Raw genomic sequence first — 21591 nt, 5'->3', positions numbered from 1 at the left:
GAGCCGACCATGACTACCGCGAAAGCCTTCATCGACCATCGCATCTACACGATTCGCCCGCGCGGCATGGCGGAGTTCATCGAGATCTTCGACCGGCTCGCGATGCCGATCCAGGTCAAGTATCTCGGCGCGCCCGTCGGCTTCTACATGAGCGACATCGGCGCGTTGAACCAGGTCGTCCATCTGTGGGGCTACGACAGCATCGCCGACTACGACGCGCGGCGCACCGCGCGCGATGCCGATCCGGACTGGCCCGCGTATCTGCAGGCGTCCGGCCACCTGATCGTCGCGCAGGAGAGCCGCATCATCCGCCGCGTCGAGTTCCCGAGCCTCGCGTACCTGACGCGCTGAGCCGATGACGATGAAACCCGGACCCGACCTGGACGACACGCCCTGCGCGCGCGTGACGATCGTCACGGGCGGCGCAGACGGCATCGGCTAGGCATGCGCGATGCGGTTTGCCGCCGCGGGCTGCCACGTCGCGATCGCCGCTCTGCAAGGGCACCGGGTTCACGACGTAACCATGACCATGAACAGGTCCGCGCGCGGGCGGTGCATCGGCACCGTCGTGCGACCGGACCGCAGGAGACATACGATGAAAACCCCCACGCGTACGCTCGACGTGCAGTCGTTCATCGACGCCGAGCGCTTTTCCCCCTGTCAGTGGCTGATCCTGATCCTGTGCTTCCTGGTCGTGGCCGCCGACGGCTACGACACGGCCGCGATCGGCTTCATCGCACCTGCGCTCACGCACGACTGGGGCATCGCGCGCAGCGCGCTCGGCCCGGTGATGAGCGCGGCGCTGGCCGGGCTCGGCATCGGCGCGCTCGCCGCCGGCCCGTGCGCGGACCGGCTCGGCCGCAAGACCGTGCTCGTGCTGTCGGTCGCGTGTTTCGGCGCGTGGAGCATGGTGTCCGCGCATGCGCAGTCGATCGAAGCGCTGACTGCATTCCGCTTCCTGACCGGGCTCGGCCTGGGTGCGGCGATGCCGAACGCCGTCACGCTGATGTCGGAGTACGCGCCGGCCCGGATCCGCGGCGTGGCCGTCAACGCGATGTTCTGCGGTTTCTCGTGCGGGCTCGCGGTGGGTGGCGTCACGTCCGCGTGGCTGATTCCGCATTTCGGCTGGCAAAGCGTGCTGACCGCGGGCGGCGTCGGGCCGCTCGCGCTGGCGGTCGCGCTCGTGATGCTGCTGCCCGAGTCCGCGCAGTATCTCGCGCCGCGACCGGGCACGCATGCGCGCATCGCGCGCATCCTCGCGCGGATCGCACCGCGCGAGCGCTTCGACGACTGCACGTTCGTGGCCGCCGGCGCGCGAGCGCAAACGGGCGGAGCGTCCGCGCTCGCGCAGGTGGTATCCGCGCAATTCCGTTCGCGCACGCTGATGCTGTGGGCGGCCTATTTCATGGGACTGCTGATCTATTACCTGCTGACCAACTGGATGCCGACGCTGCTTCGCGACGCGGGCTTCAGCGCCGAAGGCGGCGCGCTGATGACGTCGCTGTTCCCGCTCGGCGGCGTGCTCGGCAACCTCGGCGCCGGATGGCTGATGGACCGCTTCAATCCGAACCGGACGATCGTCTGCGCGTATGTCGTGGCGGCGCTGCTGGTGCTCGTGGCGAGCCGCACGATCGGGCATGCCACATGGCTCGGCACGCTGATTTTCCTGTGCGGCACCGTGGTGACGAGCGCGGTGACGTCGATGTCGGCCTATGCGGCGAGCCTGTATCCGACGCGCTGCCGCGCGACGGGCGTGGCATGGATGCTCGGCATCGGACGAATCGGCGGCGTGGCCGGCGCATTCGCCGGCGCGATGCTGATGGGGCTCGGCTGGCACTTCGGCGACGTGTTCAGCCTGCTGGCGGTGCCGGCGCTCGCCGCGGCCGGTGCGTTGTACATGATCGGCCATTGCCGCACGGAGATCACGGAACAGGAGCGCGCGAGCGGGGCGGCCGTGCAGCAGCACTGATTCGGCAGATGCGCGATGGCGGCGCAGAGCGCGAATGAAAAAAGCCACGGAGCGCTCCGTGGCTTTTCGTTTTCGTCACGCAGCCGTTTCATGGCTGCGTATCGAACGGTTTCGTGCGAACGCGCTTACGCGATGCTCTTCGACCAGTTCGCGTACCAGTTGCGGAACAGCGTGTACTGCGCTTCCGCGTAGTTGCGCTGCGCGTCGCTCAGGGCGTCGGTTTCGTTGAAGTGCAGCGTGTATTCCTGGTCGCCGTTCAGCACCATCAGGTGCTTGTAGAACAGGACCAGGTCGCAGCCTTCGTCGAACGACGACAGCACGGCCAGCGCCGCTTCCAGTTCCTTCGCACGCACGCGCGCCACTGCGTCGCCTTGCGCGGCCTTCTTGCACAGGTCGACCAGTTGCAGCACTTCACGCGGCAGCGCGTTGCCGATACCGGTGATCGCGCCTGCGGCGCCACAGTTCACGAAGCCGTGGAAGACCTGCGTGTCGACGCCGGCCATCAGCGTGACGCTGTCGTCCTGCGACGTGATGTTCTCGGCTGCGTAGCGCATGTCGGCGGCGCCGCCGAATTCCTTGAAGCCGATCAGGTTCGGGTGCTGGCGACGCAGTTCGAAAAACAGGTCGGCGCGGGTCGCGAAGCCGTAGTACGGGCTGTTGTAGATCACGGCCGGCAGGTTCGGCGCGGCGTTCAGGATCGCGGCGAAGTGCGCCTTCTGTGCCGCCGGCGACGCGCCGCGCGACAGCACTCGCGGGATCACCATCAGGCCGTGCGCGCCGACCTTCGCGGCATGCGCGGCGTGCGACACGGCTTCCTTCGAGTTCACCGCGCCGGTGCCGACGATCGTCGGGACGCCGGCTTCGACCAGGCGCGCGACGCCTTCCTGACGCTGCGCTTCGGTCAGCAGCGGCCAGTCGCCCATCGAGCCGCAGTACACCACCGCGCGCATGCCGAGTGCAATCAGTTCCTTGCCCTTCTTCACCAGCGCGTCGAAATCCGGCTGACGGTCAGCGGTGCACGGCGTCATCAGGGCCGGAATGGTGCCGGTAAAAATGTTGTCGCTCATCTCGTTTCCTCACATTCAGATAGGGTCAACTGCCATTGCTGGCAACGTGGGCTGTACGCGCGCTCGCCGTCTCGTCGGTGCTGCATGCGATCCGGACGGCGGCTGGCCGCCTCTTGTTTGCCTCGGTGCCGAAACGTTGCCTCCGGTTTCGCCCGAGAGTCAGCCATCGACGGAAGTCATTCTAGCCAGTTCGAATATTTTATACAATATAAAATAAAAAGGGCGTGACGAAGGTCGTCGTGCCGGAGCCGCGGGGAGGGTGGCGAACCGCGCCGCAGCGGCTTTGGGCGGGGGCGACGGACGATCCCGTCGACGCCGGAAAATTCACGCTACGCCCCGTCCGTCGGCCCGCGAGCCGCGATCAGCCTCCCGTCTACAAGCCCCTTCCGTACTTTCCTCTGATCAGAAACATCGCGCTCGCGGGCTCGGAACCTGACGGCCAGATGCCGCCCGGCGTGTCGCATTTCTGCCGAAAGCTTTTTTGAGATTGCGTGGATTGTGTATTGGATATTGTATAAAATCGTTCGACGTGCTTACGCGCGAACCCGGCCCGCCAAGGGAAATGGAAGACAACGAGAGGAGATACGGAGATGACAAGTCAGGTCGGCGAGGCAGTCTCGTCCGGTAGTGCAGCAGCCGTGCAGGACACGGCGTCGAAGCGGGAATTGAAGCGGGTCGTCGCGGCGTCGATGGTCGGCTCGGTGGCGGAGTGGTACGAGTTCTTCCTGTACGGAACGGCGTCGGCGCTGGTGTTCGGCACGCACTTCTTCAAGAAGACCGGCAACCCGATCGACGGCCTGCTCGCCGCGTTCGCGCTGTATGCGGTGGGATTCGCCGCGCGCCCGATCGGCGGGCTGGTGTTCGGTTACTACGGCGACAAGTTCGGCCGCAAGTATCTGCTGCAGGTGAGCCTGATCGTGGTCGGCGTCACGACCTTCCTGATGGGGTGCCTGCCGACCTTCGATGCGATCGGCTACTGGGCGCCGGTGCTGCTGGTGTCGCTGCGGCTGATCCAGGGCTTCGCATTCGGCGGCGAGTGGGGCGGCGCGATCCTGCTGGTCAGCGAACACAGCCCGGACAACCGCCGCGGCTTCTGGGCCAGCTGGCCGCAGGCCGGCGTGCCGGCCGGCAACCTCGTCGCGACGATCATCCTGCTGGTGCTGTCCAGCTCGCTGTCCGAGGCCGACTTCCTGGCGTGGGGCTGGCGCGCGGCGTTCTGGTTCTCGGCGGTGGTCGTGCTGATCGGTTTCTGGATTCGCCGCAAGGTCGACGATGCGCCGATCTTCAAGGAAGCGCAGGCGCGCCGCGCGCAGAAGCAGGAAAAGCAGCTCGGCGTGGGCCACGTGCTCAAGTATCACTGGCGGCAGGTGCTGATCGGCATCGGCGCGCGGTTCGCCGAGAACATCCTGTACTACATGGTCGTCACGTTCTCGCTGACTTACCTGAAGCTGGTCGTCGGCTTCGACACCACGCGGATCCTGAAGCTGATGTTCGCCGCCAACGCGATTCACTTCTTCTTCATCCCGCTGATGGGGCTGATGTCGGATCTCGTCGGGCGCAAGCCCGTGTATCTGACGGGCGCCGTGCTGACCGCCGGCTGGGGCTTCGTCGCATTCCCGATGATGGATACCGGCAACGACTGGATCATCATGGCCGCGATCGTGCTCGGCCTGTTCATCGAATCGATGACGTACTCGCCGTATTCGGCGCTGATGACCGAGATGTTCCCGACCAACGTGCGCTATACCGCGCTGTCGCTGTGCTACCAGGTCGCGCCGCTGATGGCCGGCTCGCTTGCGCCGCTGATCGGGCTGTCGCTGCTCGAGCGCTATCACTCGTCGACGCCGATCGCGTTGTATCTCGTCGCGGCCGCGCTGATCTCGATCGTGTGCGTCGGGCTTGCGAAGGAGACGCGCGGCAAGTCGCTGCGCGAGGTCGATGCGGAAGCGAGTCGGCGCACGCACGCGTGAGGCGGGTGATCGTAGACTGATTGCACGCACGGAAGCCATCCGCGAGGGTGGCTTTTTTCGTGGTTCATCGGGGATGTCCGGGAAGCGCGGGGAAGACGGTCGGTGTTCGGTTCACTACGGTCGTCACTGATTGCGCCCGGCAGCGGCCATCGACGGGTGCTTGTCGAGGGGGGATCGAATCTGTCGCAGTGCTCGTTCCCGGTGATGTCGCGCATGCGGTCGGATGGCGACGTGTCGGCAACGGGCGTAGCATTCAGACATGCGGCCGGCCGCGATGCTCGCTGACGGATCGGCGGCACGCCCGGTCCGGCCGCAGCCGGCCACCCATGACGGCCCGGCAAAGGAGCCTCGATGCGCTCGCAAGCAACGTCCGTCCCACGCCTGAGACGCTACGGGATCGCGGCTGCGATCGTCATCGCCTGCCTGATCGTCGTCGGGCGCGTCACCGGTCTCCTGGTCGACTGGCTTTGGTTCTCGTCGATCGGCTATGCCGGCGTCTTCTGGACGATCCTGTCCGCGAGGGTGCTGCTGTTCGCCGCGGTGTTCGCCGTGTCGGCGGCCGCGATCGGCGCGTCGGGGTGGCTCGCGCATCGTCATGCCAGGCCCGTCGATGTCTGGCAGGTAGCGGACGCTTCGTCGACGCGTGCGGAGGATGTCCTGCGCGCGCTGGCGGGGGAGGTCGCGTCGCGCATTCCCTGGCGCGCGGTCATCGCCGCGGGTGCGGTCATTCTCGGGCTTGCGATCGCCGCCGGTGCGATGTCGAGCTGGGATGTCGCGCTTCGTTTCCTGCATCGGGTGCCGTTCGGCGCGCACGATCCGATCTTCGGCAAGGACATCGGTTTCTATCTGTTCGCGCTGCCCGTCTGGATCCTGCTGAAGAACCTGCTGCTGCAACTGGTCGTCTGCTGCGCGATCGTCGCGGGCGGCGTCTACTGGCTGCGCGGCGACATCATGCTCCGCCCGCCGAAGGGGCTTTCGTCGGCCGCCGCGGTTCACGGGTCGGCGCTACTGGCAGTGTTCTTCCTGCTGAAAGCCTGGTCCTGGTGGCTCGAACGCTTTCTGCTGCTCTACGACAACAACGGGGTCGTGGTCGGCGCCGGTTATACGGATGTCCACGTGATGCTGCCGGTGCTGTGGCTGCTCGTCGGCCTCGCCGTTGCGTCGGCCGTTGCGATGCTGGTCAACCTGCGCCGGCCCGGCTATCGGTTGCCGGCCGCCGCGATGCTGCTCGTGTTCGGCACTTCGTTCGCGCTCGGCATCGTCTATCCCGCGCTGTTCCAGCGCTTCTACGTCAAGCCGAGCGAGCTGCAGCTCGAGACGCCCTATATCCAGCACAACATCGCGTTGACGAGGCAGGCTTACGGTCTCGCGCAAATCGAGGTCAAGCCGTTTGCGGCCGAGCAGGGCCTGAATCTCGCGTCGCTGCAGGCCAATCGCGCGACCGTCGACAATATCCGCCTGTGGGATGTGCAGCCGCTGATGGATACCTATGCGCAGTTGCAGGAGATCAGGACTTACTACAAGTTCTTTTCCGTGGATATCGATCGCTACCGTCTCGACTCCGGCTACCGGCAGGTCATGCTGTCGGCGCGCGATCTGGATCAGACGATGCTGCCGGAGAACGCCCGGACCTGGGTGAACCTGCATCTGCTGTTCACCCACGGCAACGGCATCGTGATGTCGCCGGTCACGGAGAAATCGACGGAAGGCTTGCCGTCGCTCTATCTGCGCGACATTCCGCCCGTCGCCGATGGCGGACCGGCGATCGACGAACCGCGCATCTACTTCGGCGAAGGCGGGCAGGGCTATGTGATCGTGAAGGGCAGCGTGCCCGAATTCGACTACCCGAAGGGGGACAGCAACGTCTACACGTCCTACAGCGGGCGCGACGGTGTCGCAATCGGCGGCGCGGTGCGGCGCAGCCTGTTCGCATGGCAGTTCGGCGATCCCAACATCCTGCTGACGCACTACATCACGAACGAGAGCAGGATCCTCTTTCACCGCAACATCCGGGAGCGGATCCGCACGATCGCACCGTTTCTCGCGCTCGACCACGACCCCTATGTCGTGGCAAGCAGCGGACGCCTGTTCTGGATCCAGGACGCCTATACGACCAGCCAGTGGTTTCCGTATGCGCCGCCTGGCACCGGCGATGGTGCCAACTACATTCGCAACGCGGTCAAGGTGGTGGTCGACGCGTACAACGGCACGGTCGACTTCTACGTCAGCGATCCTTCCGATCCGCTGGTGCGGACTTACGCGCGCATCTTCCCCGGCATGTTCAAGCCGCTCGACGCGATGCCGCACGATCTTCAACGGCACATCCGCTACCCCGAGGATCTGTTCCTGATCCAGGCGAACCTCTACCGCGCTTATCACATGGATGCACCGGAAGTGTTCTATAACCGCGAGGACCTCTGGCAGTTTCCTCGTGCGCTGGGCGATATCGACGGGGGCGACACCGCGAACCGGCAGATGGCGCCGTACTACACGATCATGCGGCTGCCCGGCGATGCGCAGGCCGGCTTCGTGCTCATGCTGCCGATGGTGCCGAGCCAGCGCGAGAACATGATCGCGTGGCTGGCCGCGCGTTGCGATCCGCCCGGGTACGGCAAGCTGATCGTCTACGCGTTTCCCAAGGAAAAGCTGATCTACGGGCCGTACCAGATCGAGGCTCGCATCCAGCAGAGCACGGAAATCTCGCAGCAGATATCGCTGTGGAACCAGATGGGCTCGCGCGTGATCCGCGGACATCTCGTGGTCGTTCCGATCGAGCACTCGATTCTCTATGTGTCGCCGCTCTATCTGCGCGCGTCGTCCGGCCAGTTGCCCGAGTTGAAACGCGTGATCGCGGCCTATGGCGATCGCGTCGTGATGGAGGAAAACCTGAGCGAGGCGCTCGCGGCGCTCTTCAAGGAGACGAGGCCGGGGCCGGTGGCGGCGCCGGCCGGCGGCGCGGCGGATGCGCGCGCCCGCGACGCGCTGGCCCATTACGATCGTGCGATCGAGCGGCTGAAGGCGGGGGATTGGGCCGGCTTCGGCGCGGAACTCGATGCGCTTCGACCGTTGCTCGAAGCGCTGGGTGCTGCTCGCGCGGATCACAAGCCGTGAGTGAGGCGCAGCTGAGCGGGCGTGGGCGTGATCGACCGCGGTCAAGCAGTTGTCGTGTCGTTCCCGGCGCACACGTTGGCCTGAACCGGGACCCGGCGCGGAAAGCGGGCCGGCAGCCGGCTCGTCGTCCCATGCATCGAGCGAACCGGCCAACCCGTCAGGTCAGCGGCGGCGCGTGCCCATGATCCTCCAGACTTCGCGCGTCGTCGTATTCCCGCGAAATATCCTTGTTCGTGTAGTCGCCGAGCTTCGATGCGGCGACCAGGCTCAACACCGCACATATCAGCACGTACACCGCGATCGCATACCCCGAATGGTAGTAGGCAAACAGCGCGGTCGCGATCAGCGGTGCCGGGCCGCCTGCAATGACCGAAGCGAGCTGATAACCCATCGACGCACCGCTATACCGCAACCGCCCGGTAAACGATTCGGCGATCAATGCCGCCTGCGGTCCATACATCATCGAATGCGGGATCAGCGACAGCACGATGGCCGCGAAGATCCATGCCGGATTCCGGCTGTCGACCATCGCGAAGTAGAGGAATCCGAATACACCGACGGAAACCGCACCGATCATGTACATCCGCCGCCGCCCGATCAGATCCGACACGTGGCCGAACAGCGGAATGGTGACGAATTCGACCACGGATGCCACCAACACCGCCGTCAGCAGCAACTCTCGCGTGACGCCCAGCGCCGTGATCCCGTAAGTGAACACGAACGCCGTGAAGATATAGAACGGCGCCTGTTCGGCCATTCGCGCGAACGCCGACAGCACGATATCCCTCGGCTGCTTGCGCAGCACTTCGAGCATCGGTGCCTTCTCGATCCGGCGCTCGGCCAGCAGTTTCGCGAAGATCGGCGTTTCCAGAATGTTCAGGCGGATATAAAGCCCGATCGCGACCAGCAGGATGCTGAGGACAAACGGCACGCGCCAGCCCCACGTGAGGAAACTGCTGCCGGACAACCAGCTCATGGCCAGCACGGCGAGGTTGGCGAGGAACAATCCCGCCGGCACGCCGAACTGCGGCCACGACGCGACGAAGCCGCGATGTGCATTGGTGCGCGCCCACTCCATCGACATCAGGACCGAGCCGCCCCATTCGCCGCCGACGCCGACGCCCTGGATGAAGCGCAGCACCGTGAGGAGAACGGCGCCCCAGATGCCGATCGTCGCGTAGGTCGGAACGAAGGCCACGGCGAACGTCGCGAGCCCCATCAGCAACAGGGTCACGATCAGCGTGGCCTTGCGGCCGATGCGATCGCCATAGTGGCCGAAGATCGCCGCGCCGACCGGCCGCGCGACGAAGCCGACGGCATAGATCAGGAACGCCTGAAGCGTGCCGACGAGTGGATGGGATTGGGGGAAATACAGCTTTGCGAAGACCAGGCCGGTGACCGTGCTGTAGAGGAAAAAGTCATACCATTCGATCGTGGTGCCAATCGTGCTGGCGATGACGGCGCGGCGCAACTGGCGCCGGGCTTCCTCGTCGGAGAGGGGCGTGGCCGCGGATTGCATGGCAGCCATTTTGGTATCTCCCGGAAAAGGGCGATAGAGAAATAAACCATACGCCCGGCGACAGGATTCGGCAAGCGCAGGCCGCGAATGGATTGCAGGGCGCTCAAGACTTTCAGTAAGAAGTCCTGATATATAGCCAGATCAACCGCCCGCGCGCGCATGTCGACGAACGCGCGGTTGCACGATGGCTCGGTGATTTCCGTCCATTGAAGATGCGCGTATTTGCAGAACGCGATCCGCAGCGATTCCCGGTTTGCGTGAGAAAGCCCGGCGCGGTGCCGGTCGAAACGGCGGCCGTGGAATCGTGGAGTAGTATTCCCCCATGTCCGGGTTATGGCTCGGCGTCTACCCCGCATAGCCAACCCGTCCCGTCCGCGACGAGGGCGGCAGGCTCGTCAAAGGATTTGGAAGCTGCTTCAATGATACGTATGGTGGCGTCGGCCGTGACGACGGCATTCAGGGGAGTGCGTCATGTCAACCGAGTGGAAGCAGCGCGTCAGACTGTTCATCCAGCGCTTCTGGCAGCCGACCAGTGCGTGCATGACCTGCATGCCGGGGAGCTGGGGCAATATCATGAGCCTCGCCCACTGGTCGATTGCATTTCATACAGGTCTGTTTACAGGACTCCTGGCGGTACTGCTGACCTTCACGCCCGCGGCGAAACTGTACGCGCATCGATACGGCAATGCGGTGATCGTCGGCGTCCTGACGACGTTGGGCGACGCCTACTCGCACACGAGTCACTACCGTATCCCCTATGTCGAGCACATCGTGACGGGTGCAATTTCAGGTCTCTTGACGCTGGCGGCTTCATATCTGTTCGAAGACCGCGCGCGACGCCTTCGGGCGGTATGGGCCCGGGTGTTCGGATAGCTTGTCCGCTGACTTTCCGAACCCGCCGGGCCAAACGGCAAGAGGCTCCACGGTGAGGCTGCGCTTCGCCGGCGCGCAGCCGCGCCCCGGCCGCCGCCAGAGCGGCGACGGTCCTCGACAGCCGACGAGGTTCAGGCTGCTGCCGCGATTTGAACCGAGTCCTGCCGCTCGCCACCCAGGATATCGACGAGATCGGTCAACATCCGCGCCAATTCACCCGTCATCAGCGTGACATCCGAGTCGAAGCGTTCCTCGTCGTTCTGCGCGGTGGGATCCGACGCCTCCTTGATCACGTCGAGCGGCGTGACACGCTTGATCGTCAGCGACGGCGTCAGCACGAAGGAGATGCGGTCATTCCAGGTCATCGCGAGGCGCATGCATTGTTTGCCGGCCTCGATGTGCCGGCGCATGTCGTTCGCTTCCAGCGCGTGGCCGACGTATCGCACCGTGGCGCCACCTTCGCCGCTCGAGCGCAACTCGGCGTCCTGGTCCACGGTGAATCCGCCCGGCGCCTCGCCGGACAGCAGCCAGTCCGTCATCGCGGCGACCGGCGAAAGCGCGACCTGGACGCCGGCGAGCGGCAATTGATCGATCGATTTGACGAGCAGGCCGCGAACGTCGTCGGCAAGTGCCTGTGCGGCCGCATCGATGACGAGCCAGCCGTTCACCGTATCGATCCACACGCGGGTATCGCGGCGAATGGTGAACGCGCGCGGCAGCAGTTCGTCCGTCACCTGCTCCTTGAGTTCGCGCAGCTGCTTTCGCCCGACCTTGAAACCCTGCTGCTCCTCGACCTCGAGCGCCCGGGCCTTGGTCACCTGATTGACGACCGACGCCGGGAGCAGCTTCTTTTCGGCACGAAACGTCAGCAGCATCTGCCGGTTGATCGAATACACGAGCGCGCCGTCGTCACGCGGCGACGCCCATCCGGAGCGCTGCATCTCGACGCTGGTGCCCGGCTGAAACGCGTGGGGCGCGAGCCATGCTTCCATCTGATCGGGCGTAACGGCCCACGGTGCCGGAAGACGGTGAAGCTGAAGATTCTTGAACCACATAGGCGTGCGGGCAAAGCGCGTCATTCTATATGACGGTGACGTCTACCGGCCAGAAACGCCGGTCGGGATGCAACATCGGCGGGCCGCTTCGATTGCTCGAGCGGCCGTTCATCGTCATCGCTTCAAGCGGATTGCGCCGCCGAGAACGCGTGTGCCGCAGCCATCGTATCCAGTGCTTCGCGCAACAGCAGGATTTTGCCGTCGCGCGCCACCAGCCGCCCTGCGTACAACTGGCGATAGATTTTCCCCGTCGATGGAACGAGCGCTTCGACTTCATATTCGGCGAATACCTGCTCGGGCGTTTCGATCAGCAGCCGCACATTGCTGAACGCAAAATCCGGCACTTTCGCGAGCAGCGAGGCAATGAAGGCTTCGATCGCACCGGGCCCCTCCGCGCGTGCGTCGATACCCAGTGACTTGAGATACGGCAGTTCCAGCACACCGTCGTCGGCAAACAGTGCGCCAGCCGCGCGTGGATCGCGAATCGATTCGAGGTAAGCGAAAAGCAGTTGTTTGGCGTTGTTCATGATCGGCTCGATAAAAGCGTGAATGGAAGCGATTCATTGCAGGCGCGTCGTCTGCGCAGTCGCCATCTGCTGCATGGCGGCTCGCTGCGTGATGTCGTGCAGCCGGTGGAAAGGAGAATACGGTCCGGACAATATTTGCGAAACGGAGTCGTTTGAAAACCATCGTTGCATGAATGCAATGATGGACGCCGGCCGATCGACCGCGCCGACGCATCATTTCGGCCATCGCCAGGTCGGCTCGGAAAGGTGCTCGGCAAGATAATCCGACAGCGCCGCGACTTTCGCGGGCCGCGCGCGCGCCGAGGGCGTGACGAAGTAAACACCGCCCTTCGTCAGCGACCAGTCGGTCAGGATCGCTTCAAGACGACCATCGGCCAGGTAATCGCCGGCGATGAACTCGGGCAGTTCGGCAATCGCCAGTCCGGCGAGCAGCGTGGGCAACAGCGCATCGGCGTTCGTCACGCGCAGCGGGCCCGCCGGCATTACCGGCTCTTCTTCGCCTGCGTCGTTCGTGAAGCGCCATACGGCGCTACGCGCGCGGTACGCGTACGAGAGACAAGGACGATCCGCGAGCTCGCGCGGATGGGTGGGCCGTCCTTCACGCGTCAGATATTCCGGCGACGCCACCACGAATTGCGTCACCGCGCACAGCCGCCGCGCGACCAGCGACGAATCCGGAAGCGCGGCGATCCGCAGCGCGGCGTCGAACCCGTCGGCGACCAGATCGACAGACGCATCCGACAGATGCAGGTCGATCGACACTTCCGGATAGGCGCGAAAGAAGCCCGGCAGCAGCGGCGCGACCCAGCGCAGCCCGTACGACATCGGCACGGCCAGACGCACCAGCCCGCGTGGCCGCACCGACATTTCGCGTGCCGAGCTTTCCGCCTCCTCGGCCTGGCGATAGATCTCGCCGGCTTTCTCGCTGATCGTGCGGCCGAACTCGGTGAGCGAGAGCTGACGCGACGTGCGATTGAACAGCCGCGCGCCCAGCCGGTCCTCCAGGCGGGCCACGCCGCGCGAAACGGTCGCGACCGACACGCCGGTCGCGCGCGCCGCGGCGGCAAACGAACCGTGCTCCGCAACCTTCGCGAACATCGCGAGCCCCTCGAAATCGGGTAGTTGAGCCATCTTCCCTCGTCTTTGCATTTCTGCAACGTTTGTTTGCAATCAATTCTATTTCGAAAAGATGGGGCCGTCGATATTCTCCTCACATCGCAGTACGCGATGCAACGCAACCCACACCGACCCAACGAAAGGAGCAATACCATGGCACGCAAACTCGACAACAAGATCGCCCTCGTCACCGGCGCAACCAGCGGCATCGGTCTCGCCACCGCCCAGCGCTTCGCGGCCGAAGGTGCGCACGTCTATCTCACGGGCCGCCGACAGGCCGAACTCGATGCCGCCGTGAAGGGCATTCGCGAAGCCGGCGGCAAGGCGACCGGCGTACGTTCGGATTCCACCAAGCTCGATGAGCTCGACGCGCTGTATGCGCAGATCAAGGAAGAACAGGGGCGCCTCGACGTGCTGTTCGTGAACGCCGGCGGCGGCTCGATGCTGCCGCTTGGCAGCATCACCGAAGCACACTACGACGACACTTTCGAGCGCAACGTGAAGGGTGTGCTGTTCACGGTACAAAAAGCGCTGCCGCTGCTTGCCGAGCGGGCTTCGGTGATTCTCACCGGCTCGACGGCGGGCAGCGCGGGCACCGCGGCGTTCAGCGTGTATTCGGCTTCGAAGGCAGCGGTGCGGGCCTTTGCACGCAGCTGGATTCTCGATCTCAAGGAGCGCGGCATCCGCGTGAACACGATCAGCCCGGGCGCGACCCGCACGCCTGGCCTGCTCGATCTCGCCGGCGACGATGCCGCGCAGCGCCAGGGTCTCGCCGATTATCTGGCTGCCCAGATCCCGATGGGGCGCCTCGGCGAGCCTGGCGAGATCGCGAGCGCGGCGCTGTTCCTGGCCTCGGACGACGCGAGCTTTGTGAACGGCATCGAATTGTTCGTCGATGGCGGCCAGCAGCAGGTCTGAGCGCAGCCACGGCGCGCGGGTGCGGAAGACGCCGTCTTCGACGGTCGCGATTCGCGCCCGGCGTACGCGAACCGGGCATCGTCATGATTGAACATCGGCCCTTTCTTGCACTTGGCGCGATCCGGCGCGGCCGTGTCGACATTCGCCAGCATTTCCGCATCGGCGAATCCGGGCGCGCCGACGATGCGCCGCTCGGTCCGCTCTACATGTGGAGCGACGTCGAATTCGCGCCGTGCTCGGGCCTCGGCCCGCATGCCCACCGTGACGTCGAGATCGTTACGTGGGTGCGGTCGGGCGCCATCACGCATGAAGACGACGCGGGCAATCGCGTGCGTCTGGTCGCCGATTCCGTCCACGTGACGAGTGCCGGCACGGCGATCCATCACGCCGAGCGCAACGACGAGAATATGCCCGCGCGGCAGTTCCAGATCCGGCTGCGGCCGCGCACACCTGCCGGTACACCGCGCTGTGCGACGCGAGTCTGTTCGCCCGGATGTCGCGAGGGCCGATTCGTGACGCTGGCGAGCGGCGATCCGGAGGAGGTCCGCGCCGGCGCGTTGCCCATTCACGCCGACGCACGCGTGCGCATCGCGACGCTGCGTGAAGGCATGGCGTTGCGGCACGCCTTGCCGATGCCCGGTTCCGCTTATCTGGTTGTCGATCATGGCCGGCTGGACGTAGGGCCGATCAGGCTGGCGCAACGCGACGGTGTTGCCGTTCGCGATGAAACGTGGCTCATGTTGCGGGCGCGGGACGACACGGACGTCATGATCGTCGAACGCTTATGCTAGGGCGCGTGCTCGCTCAGCGCGCGCCGCAGCCTGGTTCACTGCCGTTGCCGACTTCGAGAAAGCGCGCCGGCGAGCGTCGGGTGGCCGTAGTGGGAGGAACGCCAGGCGTCGATGCCGACGTCGCCTGTGGCGGCGGTCGCCGACGCTCGCCCGCAAGGCCGCTCTGCTAATATCGTAGAAAGTATGCAATATCCAGCGCCGCGTCGGCGCTTGCCTGACCGCCATCCCCAGTCCGAACCGCAACATGAACGAGAAACGCCCCGCTCTTGTCTACGCCACGCGCGCCGAAGCCGCAGCCAATGAACTGCGCCGCCGCATCCTGACGGGGGAATACGTCGACGGCTACCAGCTTCGCCAGGATGCGCTGGCGACCGAACTCGGCATCAGCCGGATCCCGCTGCGCGAAGCGCTCGTGCAGCTCGAGAGCGAAGGGCTCGTGAAGATCCTGCCGCACAAGGGCGCGATCGTGTCGGAGCTGTCGCCGGAGGACATCACCGAACTGTTCGAATTGCGCGCGCTGCTGGAGCCCGTGCTGCTGAAAAAGTCGATTCCGAAGCTGACCGCCGAGGATTTCGCGCGGCTCGATGCGATCCTCGCCGAATACAGCGCAGTGCTGCACGCGAGCCAGTCCGGCCGCTGGGGCGAACTGAACACCGAGCTGCATCATCTGCTGCTGTCGCGCGCCGACCAGCCGAAGACGGCGGCGATCGTCGCGTCGCTGCTGCAGCAGACCGACCGCTACACGCGTGTGCAGCTGTCGCTGTCCGAGGCCGCGCGCGACGTGGCCGAATCCGAGCACGCGGAGCTCGTCGCGCTGTGCCGCAAGGGCGATGCGCGCGCGGCGGCGTCGCTGCTCAAGCGTCACATCGAGCATGCGGGCGGCGAGTTGAATGCGTTTCTGCGGGACCGGCGGCTCGGGCGTTGAGGTCGTTCACGCGCCGCGCGGATAGCCGATTCCGGTCAATCCAGGCGTTGCAGCGCGGTCGCATGCGATCCGTGGCTCGTCAGGGCGCCGCACAGCGCCGAAGGCGGCTGGCACGTACCGCTTCTGTCTGACCGTCTAGCCGCCGCCGATCCCCTGCAACACCTTGCCCGTCCCGCCGCACACCGCGCATGGCCGTCCTTCGACCATCCCGGTGCCGCGGCACACGCCGCATAGATCCTCGCCGACGCCCGGTGCATCGGGCGGTCCTTCGTCGCCCGGATTCAACGGCGTGTCCTGACCCTGTCCCGCCGGCGTTCTGGTCGTCTGCATCGCACACCTCCTTGCGTGTTTCCGATGTCGCGGCAAGCGCGCATCGCGCGTGCCTGCCGCGACGGCACGCGCCGTGGCCGACGCGCGGTGCCGCCAGCACGCGGGAGCAGGCACGCCGGCAACGATGACGCGACGCTCCGCATGACCGTGGGGCATGGTCGTCATCACGTCCTCGTTACAACGACGGCACCCACGTCGAGCCGGCCGCTGCTGCCGTTCTTCTCCATCTGGCTGGCGAGCCCCAGCAGCGGGCACGCGGTGTTCTGAGCGCGCGTTTCGCCCGTCGCGGCGCCGGACGATCCGAGGTCGTCCGGCGCCGCAGTCACGTCGGCGGTTGCTGCACGCGCGGCGTGGCGCGCCATCGCGGCGGCCGCACCGGCGCCGGTCGCGTCGCGCAACCGGCGTCGTCCCGGCCGCGTGGCGGAAGCGCACGATGCGATGCGTCGCGGCACGCGCGGCAGTCACCCGCAACGGCGGCAACCTGTGCGATGATTCGCCGCTTCGCGTTCGTCGCAGAACGCCGCGGATCGCGACGCCCGTTGCCGGGCCGCCGCTCACCGCCCACCGCATTGACATCCGGAGACGACATGCCCGCACACATCGTTCATGGCAGCACCCTGCATTACCAGGATCACGGCACCGGATTTCCGGTGCTGTTCGGGCACAGCTATCTGTGGGATGCCGCGATGTGGGCGCCGCAGATCGACGCATTGTCGAGCCGGTATCGCGTGATCGTGCCGGACCTGTGGGGACATGGCGCGTCGGGCCCGCTGCCTGCCGGCACGCAGACGCTCGACGATCTCGCCGCGCACGCGAGCGCGTTGCTCGATGCGCTGGAGATCGAGCAGTGCGCGGTCGTGGGGCTGAGCGTCGGCGGGATGTGGGGCGCGCGGCTCGCGTTGCGCGAACCGCAGCGCGTGCGCTCGCTCGTGCTGATGGACGCGTCGCTCGAGGCCGAACCCGACGCGACGCGGCTGCGCTACTTCGGGATGCTCGATGCGATCGCCGCCGCCGGCTGCATCGCGCCGCCGCTGCTCGATGCGATCGTGCCGCTGTTCTTCCGGCCGGACGTGAACCTGGCCGACCCGGTGCCGCGCGCCTTTCGCGCGGCGCTCGCGAACCTGCCGGCCGACCGGCTGCGGGAATCGATCGTCCCGCTCGGCCGGCTGATCTTCGGGCGGCCGGATACGCTCGCCGCACTCGCCGGGCTGGATGCCGAACGCACGCTGCTGATGTGCGGCGCGGGCGACATGGCGCGCCCGCCGTCGGAGACGGTGAAGATGGCGAGCGTGATCGGCTGCCGCCATGCGCTGGTGCCGGACGCCGGCCATATCTCGAACCTGGAGAACCCCGCATTCGTCACGCGGACGCTGCTCGACTGGTTCGACGAGCAGCAGCTCGCGGCGGGCTGAACGCCGCACGCGATGCCGGCGGCGGGCGCCGCGCGGCATCGCGTGACGACGCAACGACTTGCGTTGCGACGTGACTGCGGCAATGCGACGTTACCGCGTCATGCGCGTTCGCCGACCGGCGTGAACTGGCGGTCGCGCACGCGGCCCGCGTCGGCACCGCGGCGAATCAGGTCCTGCGCCTCCGCACGGCTCGCGACGCACGGTGCGGAGCCGGGCAGCGGCCGGCGTGCGGATTCGCGCAGCGCGAGCACCGACACGATGCCGATGAACGATGCGCCCATCAGGTAGTAGGCCGGCATCATCAGGTCGCCGGTGCGATCGACGAGCCACGCGGTGACGAGCGGCGTCGTGCCGCCGAACAGCGATACCGACACGTTGAAGCCGATCGCGAGCGCGCCGTAGCGGATCCGCGTCGGGAACAGCGCGGGCAGCGCGGACGGCATCACGCCGGTAAAGGTCGACAGCAGCGTGCCGTAGATCAGCATCCCGCCGAACACGGCCGCCATCCCGCCGGTGCGGATCAACAGCAGCGCCGGCACCGACAGCACGAGCAGGCCGACGCAGCCGAACATCATCACCGGCTTGCGGCCGAGCCGGTCCGACAGATGGCCTGCGTAAAGCGTCATCGGCATCATCAGCACCATCACGAGCAGCACCATGAACAGGCCGTGCGTCTCGTTGAAGTGCAGCGTCGCCGACAGGTAGTTCGGCAGGTACGACAGCGCCATGTAGTCGGTCACGTTGAAGATCAGCACGAGGCCGACGCACTGCAGAAGCGGCTTCCACTGTTCGACGAGCAGCGTGCCGAACGACTGCTTCGGGCGCGATCGTTCGTCCGCTTCGCGCGCTTCGGCTTCCTTCTTGAACGCGGGCGTTTCCTCGAGCTTGAGCCGCACGTACAGGCCGACGAGGCCGAGTGGGCCGGCGATGAAGAACGGCACGCGCCAGCCCCACGACAGCAGCGCTTCCTGCGACAGCGTCGCCGTCAGGATCGCGACGGTGGCCGCGCCGAGCGTGTAGCCGATCAGCGTGCCGAACTCGAGGAAGCTGCCCATGAAACCGCGGCGCCTGTCGGTCGCGAACTCGGCGATGAAGGTGGCGGCGCCGCCGTATTCACCGCCCGTCGAGAAGCCCTGCACGAGGCGCGCGACGAGCAGCAGGATCGGCGCCATGATGCCGATCGACGCGTAGCTGGGGATCAGGCCGATCGCGAAGGTGCCGACGGCCATCATGATCATGGTGGCGGCGAGCACGCGCTGGCGGCCGATGCGGTCGCCGAGCGGGCCGAACACCATGCCGCCGAGCGGGCGCACGAGGAATGCGGCCGCGAACGTGCCGAAGGTCGCGAGCAGCTGCGCGGACGGGCTGCTGGACGGGAAGAACACCTTGCCGAGCGTGACGGCGATATAGCTGTAGACGCCGAAGTCGAACCATTCCATTGCGTTGCCGAACGCCATGGCCCCGACCGCACGCTTGAGGACGGCAGGGTCGACGATCGTGATGTCATCCAGCTTGAGGGCCTTGCGCGAAGACCGGGCTTTCGCGGGGTGCGCTTGCGATGAACTCAATGAACGCTCCTGGAAGGCGCCTTCGCGGCCGGCCGAGCGGGTGCGCGGCGGGGCGGGCGCGGGACCGTCGGGGACGAAGGCGGTTGTCTCGGGATTGCCATGATGTCGGTGATGCGGCGCGCGGCACGCGACACCAGGCAAGTGGGTTGGTGTGAAGCAGTGTAGAGAAACGGGGAACACGGACTATCGGTCATGCGCCCGGAAACCGGTCGAAAACGACACGGATGGCGCAGGCGGGCAACTCGCCATGCCGCGCGGCGGCGCGTGTGCGGCGGCAAGGCGGTACGGGTTGCGTCGACGGCAGTCTATGCCGCGATCACGGCGTGGACGGATGCGGCACGGTGCGGATCGTGTGGGCGTGTCGGCGTGACGGGCAAGACGGACGTGACGGACGTGACGGACGGCCGGAGCGTCGCACGCGCATCCGCCCGCAACGGAAGCCGCGCCGGAACCGGATGCATCGCTGCAGGCCGGACTCGGCGAAAAACGATTCGGAGTGCGAATGCATCGGGGCGGTGGTTCGATGCAGTCTCCACCGCCCGTGCATCAGAACATATGGCGGATCCCGAGGTTCGCGCCGACGGTCGTGCCGGTGACCGCGTAAAGCGCGTTGGTGATCCCCAGCCCGGTGTTCATCGCACCGTGGTTGTTGACCATCGCGACCTGCGCGTACAGCGCGGTCGCCTTCGACAGGCTGTAGGTCGTGCCGATCGCCGCGAGCAGCGAGTGATTGGCCGTGTCGTTGCGATCGCTGGTGAACCAGACGCCGCCGTTCAGGTCGACGGCCGGCGTCGCCTGGTAGTCGAGGCCGCCGCCGTACACGTTGTTGCTGAACGAGCCGCCGACCTTGTAGCTCGTGAACGACGCCTTCGCGGTGACCGGGCCGAAGCGGTAGGCGGCGCCGATCGTGCGCCCGACGAACGCGACGGTGCTCGGCGTCGGCGTCGGGTTGGTGCCGTCGTTGCCATCGTAGAACGCGGCGTCGATCATGAAGCCGTCGTGCTCGTACTTGAGGCTCGCCGAATACTGGCGGCCGGCCTGGAAGTCGCCGGCCTTGCCGCCGAACGCGAACATCGCGCTGCCGGTGAGGCCGGCGATCGTCGGGCTCGTGTACGACACGGCGTTCGGGTTGAACAGGCCCGTCACCAGCACGTTGTCGACGTAGTTGATCAACCCGCTGCCGAAGTGCGAGAAGCTGCGCGGATCCGAATCGAAGATCGCGAGCAGGAACGGCGAATACTGCACGCCGGCCTTGACCGTGCCGAACCCGCCGTCGAGCCCGACCCACGCCTGGCGGCCGAAGAAGTTGCCGTTCGAATGCGCGAACGCGCCGTTGGTGACGGCGAAGCCGCTCTCGAGCTGGAATTTCGCCTTGAGGCCGCCGCCGAGATCTTCGGTGCCGGTCATCCCGAACGTCGTCGGCGTCATGCCGGTGTCGGTCATCGCGAACTGATGGCCGGCGTTCGCGCCGGTGGCCGCGTCGCGTGTCTTACTGGTGTACAGCAGCGCGGCGTCGAGGTTGCCGTACAGCGTCACGCTGCTCTGCGCGAAGCCGCTGCTACTGGCCAGCGCGCCTGCCAGCGCTGCGCAACCGATCACGATTCTGCTTTTCATTGAGGTGTCTCCAGTGTTGTTGTACGTCGATGCATCGAACAAGGGGATGCGGCGGATGCCCGCGTGGCGGTTTCCGTCGCATGAGCCGCGCACGCAGGGTGGGGCGCGGCGGGACGCACGTGCGCGGCCGGGTGGCGGCCGCGTGCGACGCGTTCAGGGCGGGGATGGGCGCCCGAACGCGCGTGTGTCGACAGTGTCGGGTGCGGCCGGTGCCGGCCGCGTCATTCAGAGCGACCGGTTGAGCTGCTCGAGGATCGCCGGGTTCTCGAGCGTGGACGTGTCCTGCGTGATCGCCTCGCCCTTCGCGAGCGAGCGCAACAGGCGCCGCATGATCTTGCCCGAGCGCGTCTTCGGCAGGTTGTCGCCGAAACGGATGTCCTTCGGTTTCGCGATCGGCCCGATCTGCTTGCCGACCCAGTCGCGCAGCGCCTTCGCGAGCGCCGCCGCTTCCTCGCCTTCCGGACGCGAGCGCTTGAGCACCACGAACGCGACTACCGCCTCGCCGGTCGTGTCGTCCGGGCGGCCGACCACCGCCGCTTCCGCAACCAGCTCGTGCGAGACCAGCGCCGACTCGATCTCCATCGTGCCGAGTCGGTGGCCCGACACATTCAGCACGTCGTCGATGCGGCCCATGATCGTGAAGTAGCCGGTGTCCTTGTCGCGCACCGTGCCGTCGCCGGCGAGATAGAGCGTGCCGCCGAGTTCCTCGGGGTAATAACTCTTCTTGAAGCGCTCCGGGTCGCCCCAGATCGTGCGGATCATCGCCGGCCACGGACGCTTGACGACGAGAATCCCGCCTTGCCCGTTCGGTACGTCCTGGCCCGTC

18 protein-coding genes and 1 pseudogene are annotated in these 21591 nt (G+C 66.3%); 9 read left to right on the top strand and 10 right to left on the bottom strand.

The annotated features are described in order from the left end of the window. Positions 1-9: 9 nt before the first annotated feature. Together NQV17_RS17935 and NQV17_RS17930 are read left to right on the top strand one after the other, a co-directional pair. A complete protein-coding gene (locus NQV17_RS17935) occupies positions 10-351 on the top strand; it encodes an NIPSNAP family protein (RefSeq protein ID WP_175911472.1) in 342 nt (113 codons plus the stop codon). Between the two features lie 244 nt (positions 352-595). Beyond that, the gene (locus tag NQV17_RS17930) at positions 596-1969 is read left to right on the top strand and encodes an MFS transporter (RefSeq protein ID WP_257773273.1); all 1374 of its coding nucleotides are present in this window, start codon (positions 596-598) and stop codon (positions 1967-1969) included. Positions 1970-2094: 125 nt separating this feature from the next. Here the strand turns inward: NQV17_RS17930 and NQV17_RS17925 are convergent, their stop codons facing one another. Then, positions 2095-3036 carry a dihydrodipicolinate synthase family protein gene (locus NQV17_RS17925; RefSeq protein WP_257773272.1) on the bottom strand — a complete coding sequence of 314 codons (942 nt, stop codon included), beginning with the start codon at positions 3034-3036 and terminating at the stop codon, positions 2095-2097. 590 nt (positions 3037-3626) lie between these two features. On the opposite strand from NQV17_RS17925, the gene abaF reads away from it, so the two are divergent. Together abaF and NQV17_RS17915 are read left to right on the top strand one after the other, a co-directional pair. After that, a complete protein-coding gene (abaF, locus tag NQV17_RS17920; protein ID WP_308236590.1) occupies positions 3627-5006 on the top strand; it encodes a fosfomycin efflux MFS transporter AbaF in 1380 nt (459 codons plus the stop codon). 351 nt (positions 5007-5357) lie between these two features. Beyond that, entirely contained in the window at positions 5358-8117 is a 2760-nt protein-coding gene (locus tag NQV17_RS17915) for a UPF0182 family protein (protein WP_257773271.1), read from the top strand. A gap of 157 nt (positions 8118-8274) precedes the next feature. On the opposite strand, the gene NQV17_RS17910 is transcribed toward NQV17_RS17915, so the two are convergent. Continuing rightward, positions 8275-9645 (bottom strand): MFS transporter, encoded by a 1371-nt coding sequence (locus NQV17_RS17910; protein WP_257773270.1) that lies wholly within the window; start codon positions 9643-9645, stop codon positions 8275-8277. Between the two features lie 462 nt (positions 9646-10107). Here NQV17_RS17910 and NQV17_RS17905 point away from each other — a divergent pair, with 462 nt between their 5' ends. Next, positions 10108-10509 carry a hypothetical protein gene (locus tag NQV17_RS17905; protein ID WP_124489393.1) on the top strand — a complete coding sequence of 134 codons (402 nt, stop codon included), beginning with the start codon at positions 10108-10110 and terminating at the stop codon, positions 10507-10509. 131 nt (positions 10510-10640) lie between these two features. Here the strand turns inward: NQV17_RS17905 and NQV17_RS17900 are convergent, their stop codons facing one another. The 3 genes from NQV17_RS17900 to NQV17_RS17890 all read right to left on the bottom strand — a co-directional run bounded on the left by NQV17_RS17900 (position 10641) and on the right by NQV17_RS17890 (position 13222). Beyond that, a complete protein-coding gene (locus NQV17_RS17900; protein WP_257773269.1) occupies positions 10641-11564 on the bottom strand; it encodes a recombination-associated protein RdgC in 924 nt (307 codons plus the stop codon). 122 nt (positions 11565-11686) lie between these two features. Further along, on the bottom strand, positions 11687-12091 hold the full coding sequence (locus NQV17_RS17895; RefSeq protein WP_257773268.1) for a nuclear transport factor 2 family protein: 405 nt from the start codon (positions 12089-12091) through the stop codon (positions 11687-11689). Between the two features lie 213 nt (positions 12092-12304). Further along, entirely contained in the window at positions 12305-13222 is a 918-nt protein-coding gene (locus NQV17_RS17890; RefSeq protein WP_257773267.1) for a LysR family transcriptional regulator, read from the bottom strand. Positions 13223-13360: 138 nt separating this feature from the next. Here NQV17_RS17890 and NQV17_RS17885 point away from each other — a divergent pair, with 138 nt between their 5' ends. The 3 genes from NQV17_RS17885 to NQV17_RS17875 all read left to right on the top strand — a co-directional run bounded on the left by NQV17_RS17885 (position 13361) and on the right by NQV17_RS17875 (position 15841). Then, complete coding sequence (locus tag NQV17_RS17885) at positions 13361-14125, top strand: SDR family NAD(P)-dependent oxidoreductase (RefSeq protein WP_257773460.1); 765 nt, start codon at positions 13361-13363, stop codon at positions 14123-14125. Positions 14126-14208: 83 nt separating this feature from the next. Further along, complete coding sequence (locus NQV17_RS17880; RefSeq protein ID WP_257773266.1) at positions 14209-14916, top strand: pirin family protein; 708 nt, start codon at positions 14209-14211, stop codon at positions 14914-14916. A 244-nt stretch (positions 14917-15160) separates the two neighbouring features. Beyond that, on the top strand, positions 15161-15841 hold the full coding sequence (locus tag NQV17_RS17875) for a GntR family transcriptional regulator (RefSeq protein WP_257773265.1): 681 nt from the start codon (positions 15161-15163) through the stop codon (positions 15839-15841). Positions 15842-15976: 135 nt separating this feature from the next. Here NQV17_RS17875 and NQV17_RS17870 read toward each other — a convergent pair whose 3' ends face one another. Next, the gene (locus NQV17_RS17870) at positions 15977-16171 is read right to left on the bottom strand and encodes a hypothetical protein (RefSeq protein ID WP_257773264.1); all 195 of its coding nucleotides are present in this window, start codon (positions 16169-16171) and stop codon (positions 15977-15979) included. Positions 16172-16335: 164 nt separating this feature from the next. Next, positions 16336-16569, bottom strand: coding sequence for a hypothetical protein (locus NQV17_RS17865; RefSeq protein ID WP_257773263.1), 234 nt, complete (start codon positions 16567-16569; stop codon positions 16336-16338). A gap of 189 nt (positions 16570-16758) precedes the next feature. Between NQV17_RS17865 and NQV17_RS17860 the strand changes: the two genes are divergently transcribed. Beyond that, entirely contained in the window at positions 16759-17583 is an 825-nt protein-coding gene (locus NQV17_RS17860) for an alpha/beta fold hydrolase (RefSeq protein ID WP_257773262.1), read from the top strand. A gap of 98 nt (positions 17584-17681) precedes the next feature. On the opposite strand, the gene proP is transcribed toward NQV17_RS17860, so the two are convergent. The 3 genes and pseudogenes from proP to NQV17_RS17845 all read right to left on the bottom strand — a co-directional run. Beyond that, a complete protein-coding gene (gene proP / locus NQV17_RS17855) occupies positions 17682-19151 on the bottom strand; it encodes a glycine betaine/L-proline transporter ProP (protein ID WP_257773261.1) in 1470 nt (489 codons plus the stop codon). A gap of 546 nt (positions 19152-19697) precedes the next feature. Then, positions 19698-20765: a porin gene (locus tag NQV17_RS17850; RefSeq protein WP_124489384.1), complete on the bottom strand. Its 1068-nt coding sequence runs from the start codon at positions 20763-20765 to the stop codon at positions 19698-19700. A 225-nt stretch (positions 20766-20990) separates the two neighbouring features. Beyond that, positions 20991-21591: pseudogene (locus NQV17_RS17845) on the bottom strand (AMP-binding protein); the annotation flags it as partial.

This window comes from Burkholderia sp. SCN-KJ (genome assembly GCF_024656005.1).
Taxonomy (GTDB): Bacteria; Pseudomonadota; Gammaproteobacteria; order Burkholderiales; family Burkholderiaceae; genus Burkholderia.
This window is presented reverse-complemented; position numbering and strand designations above follow the sequence as displayed.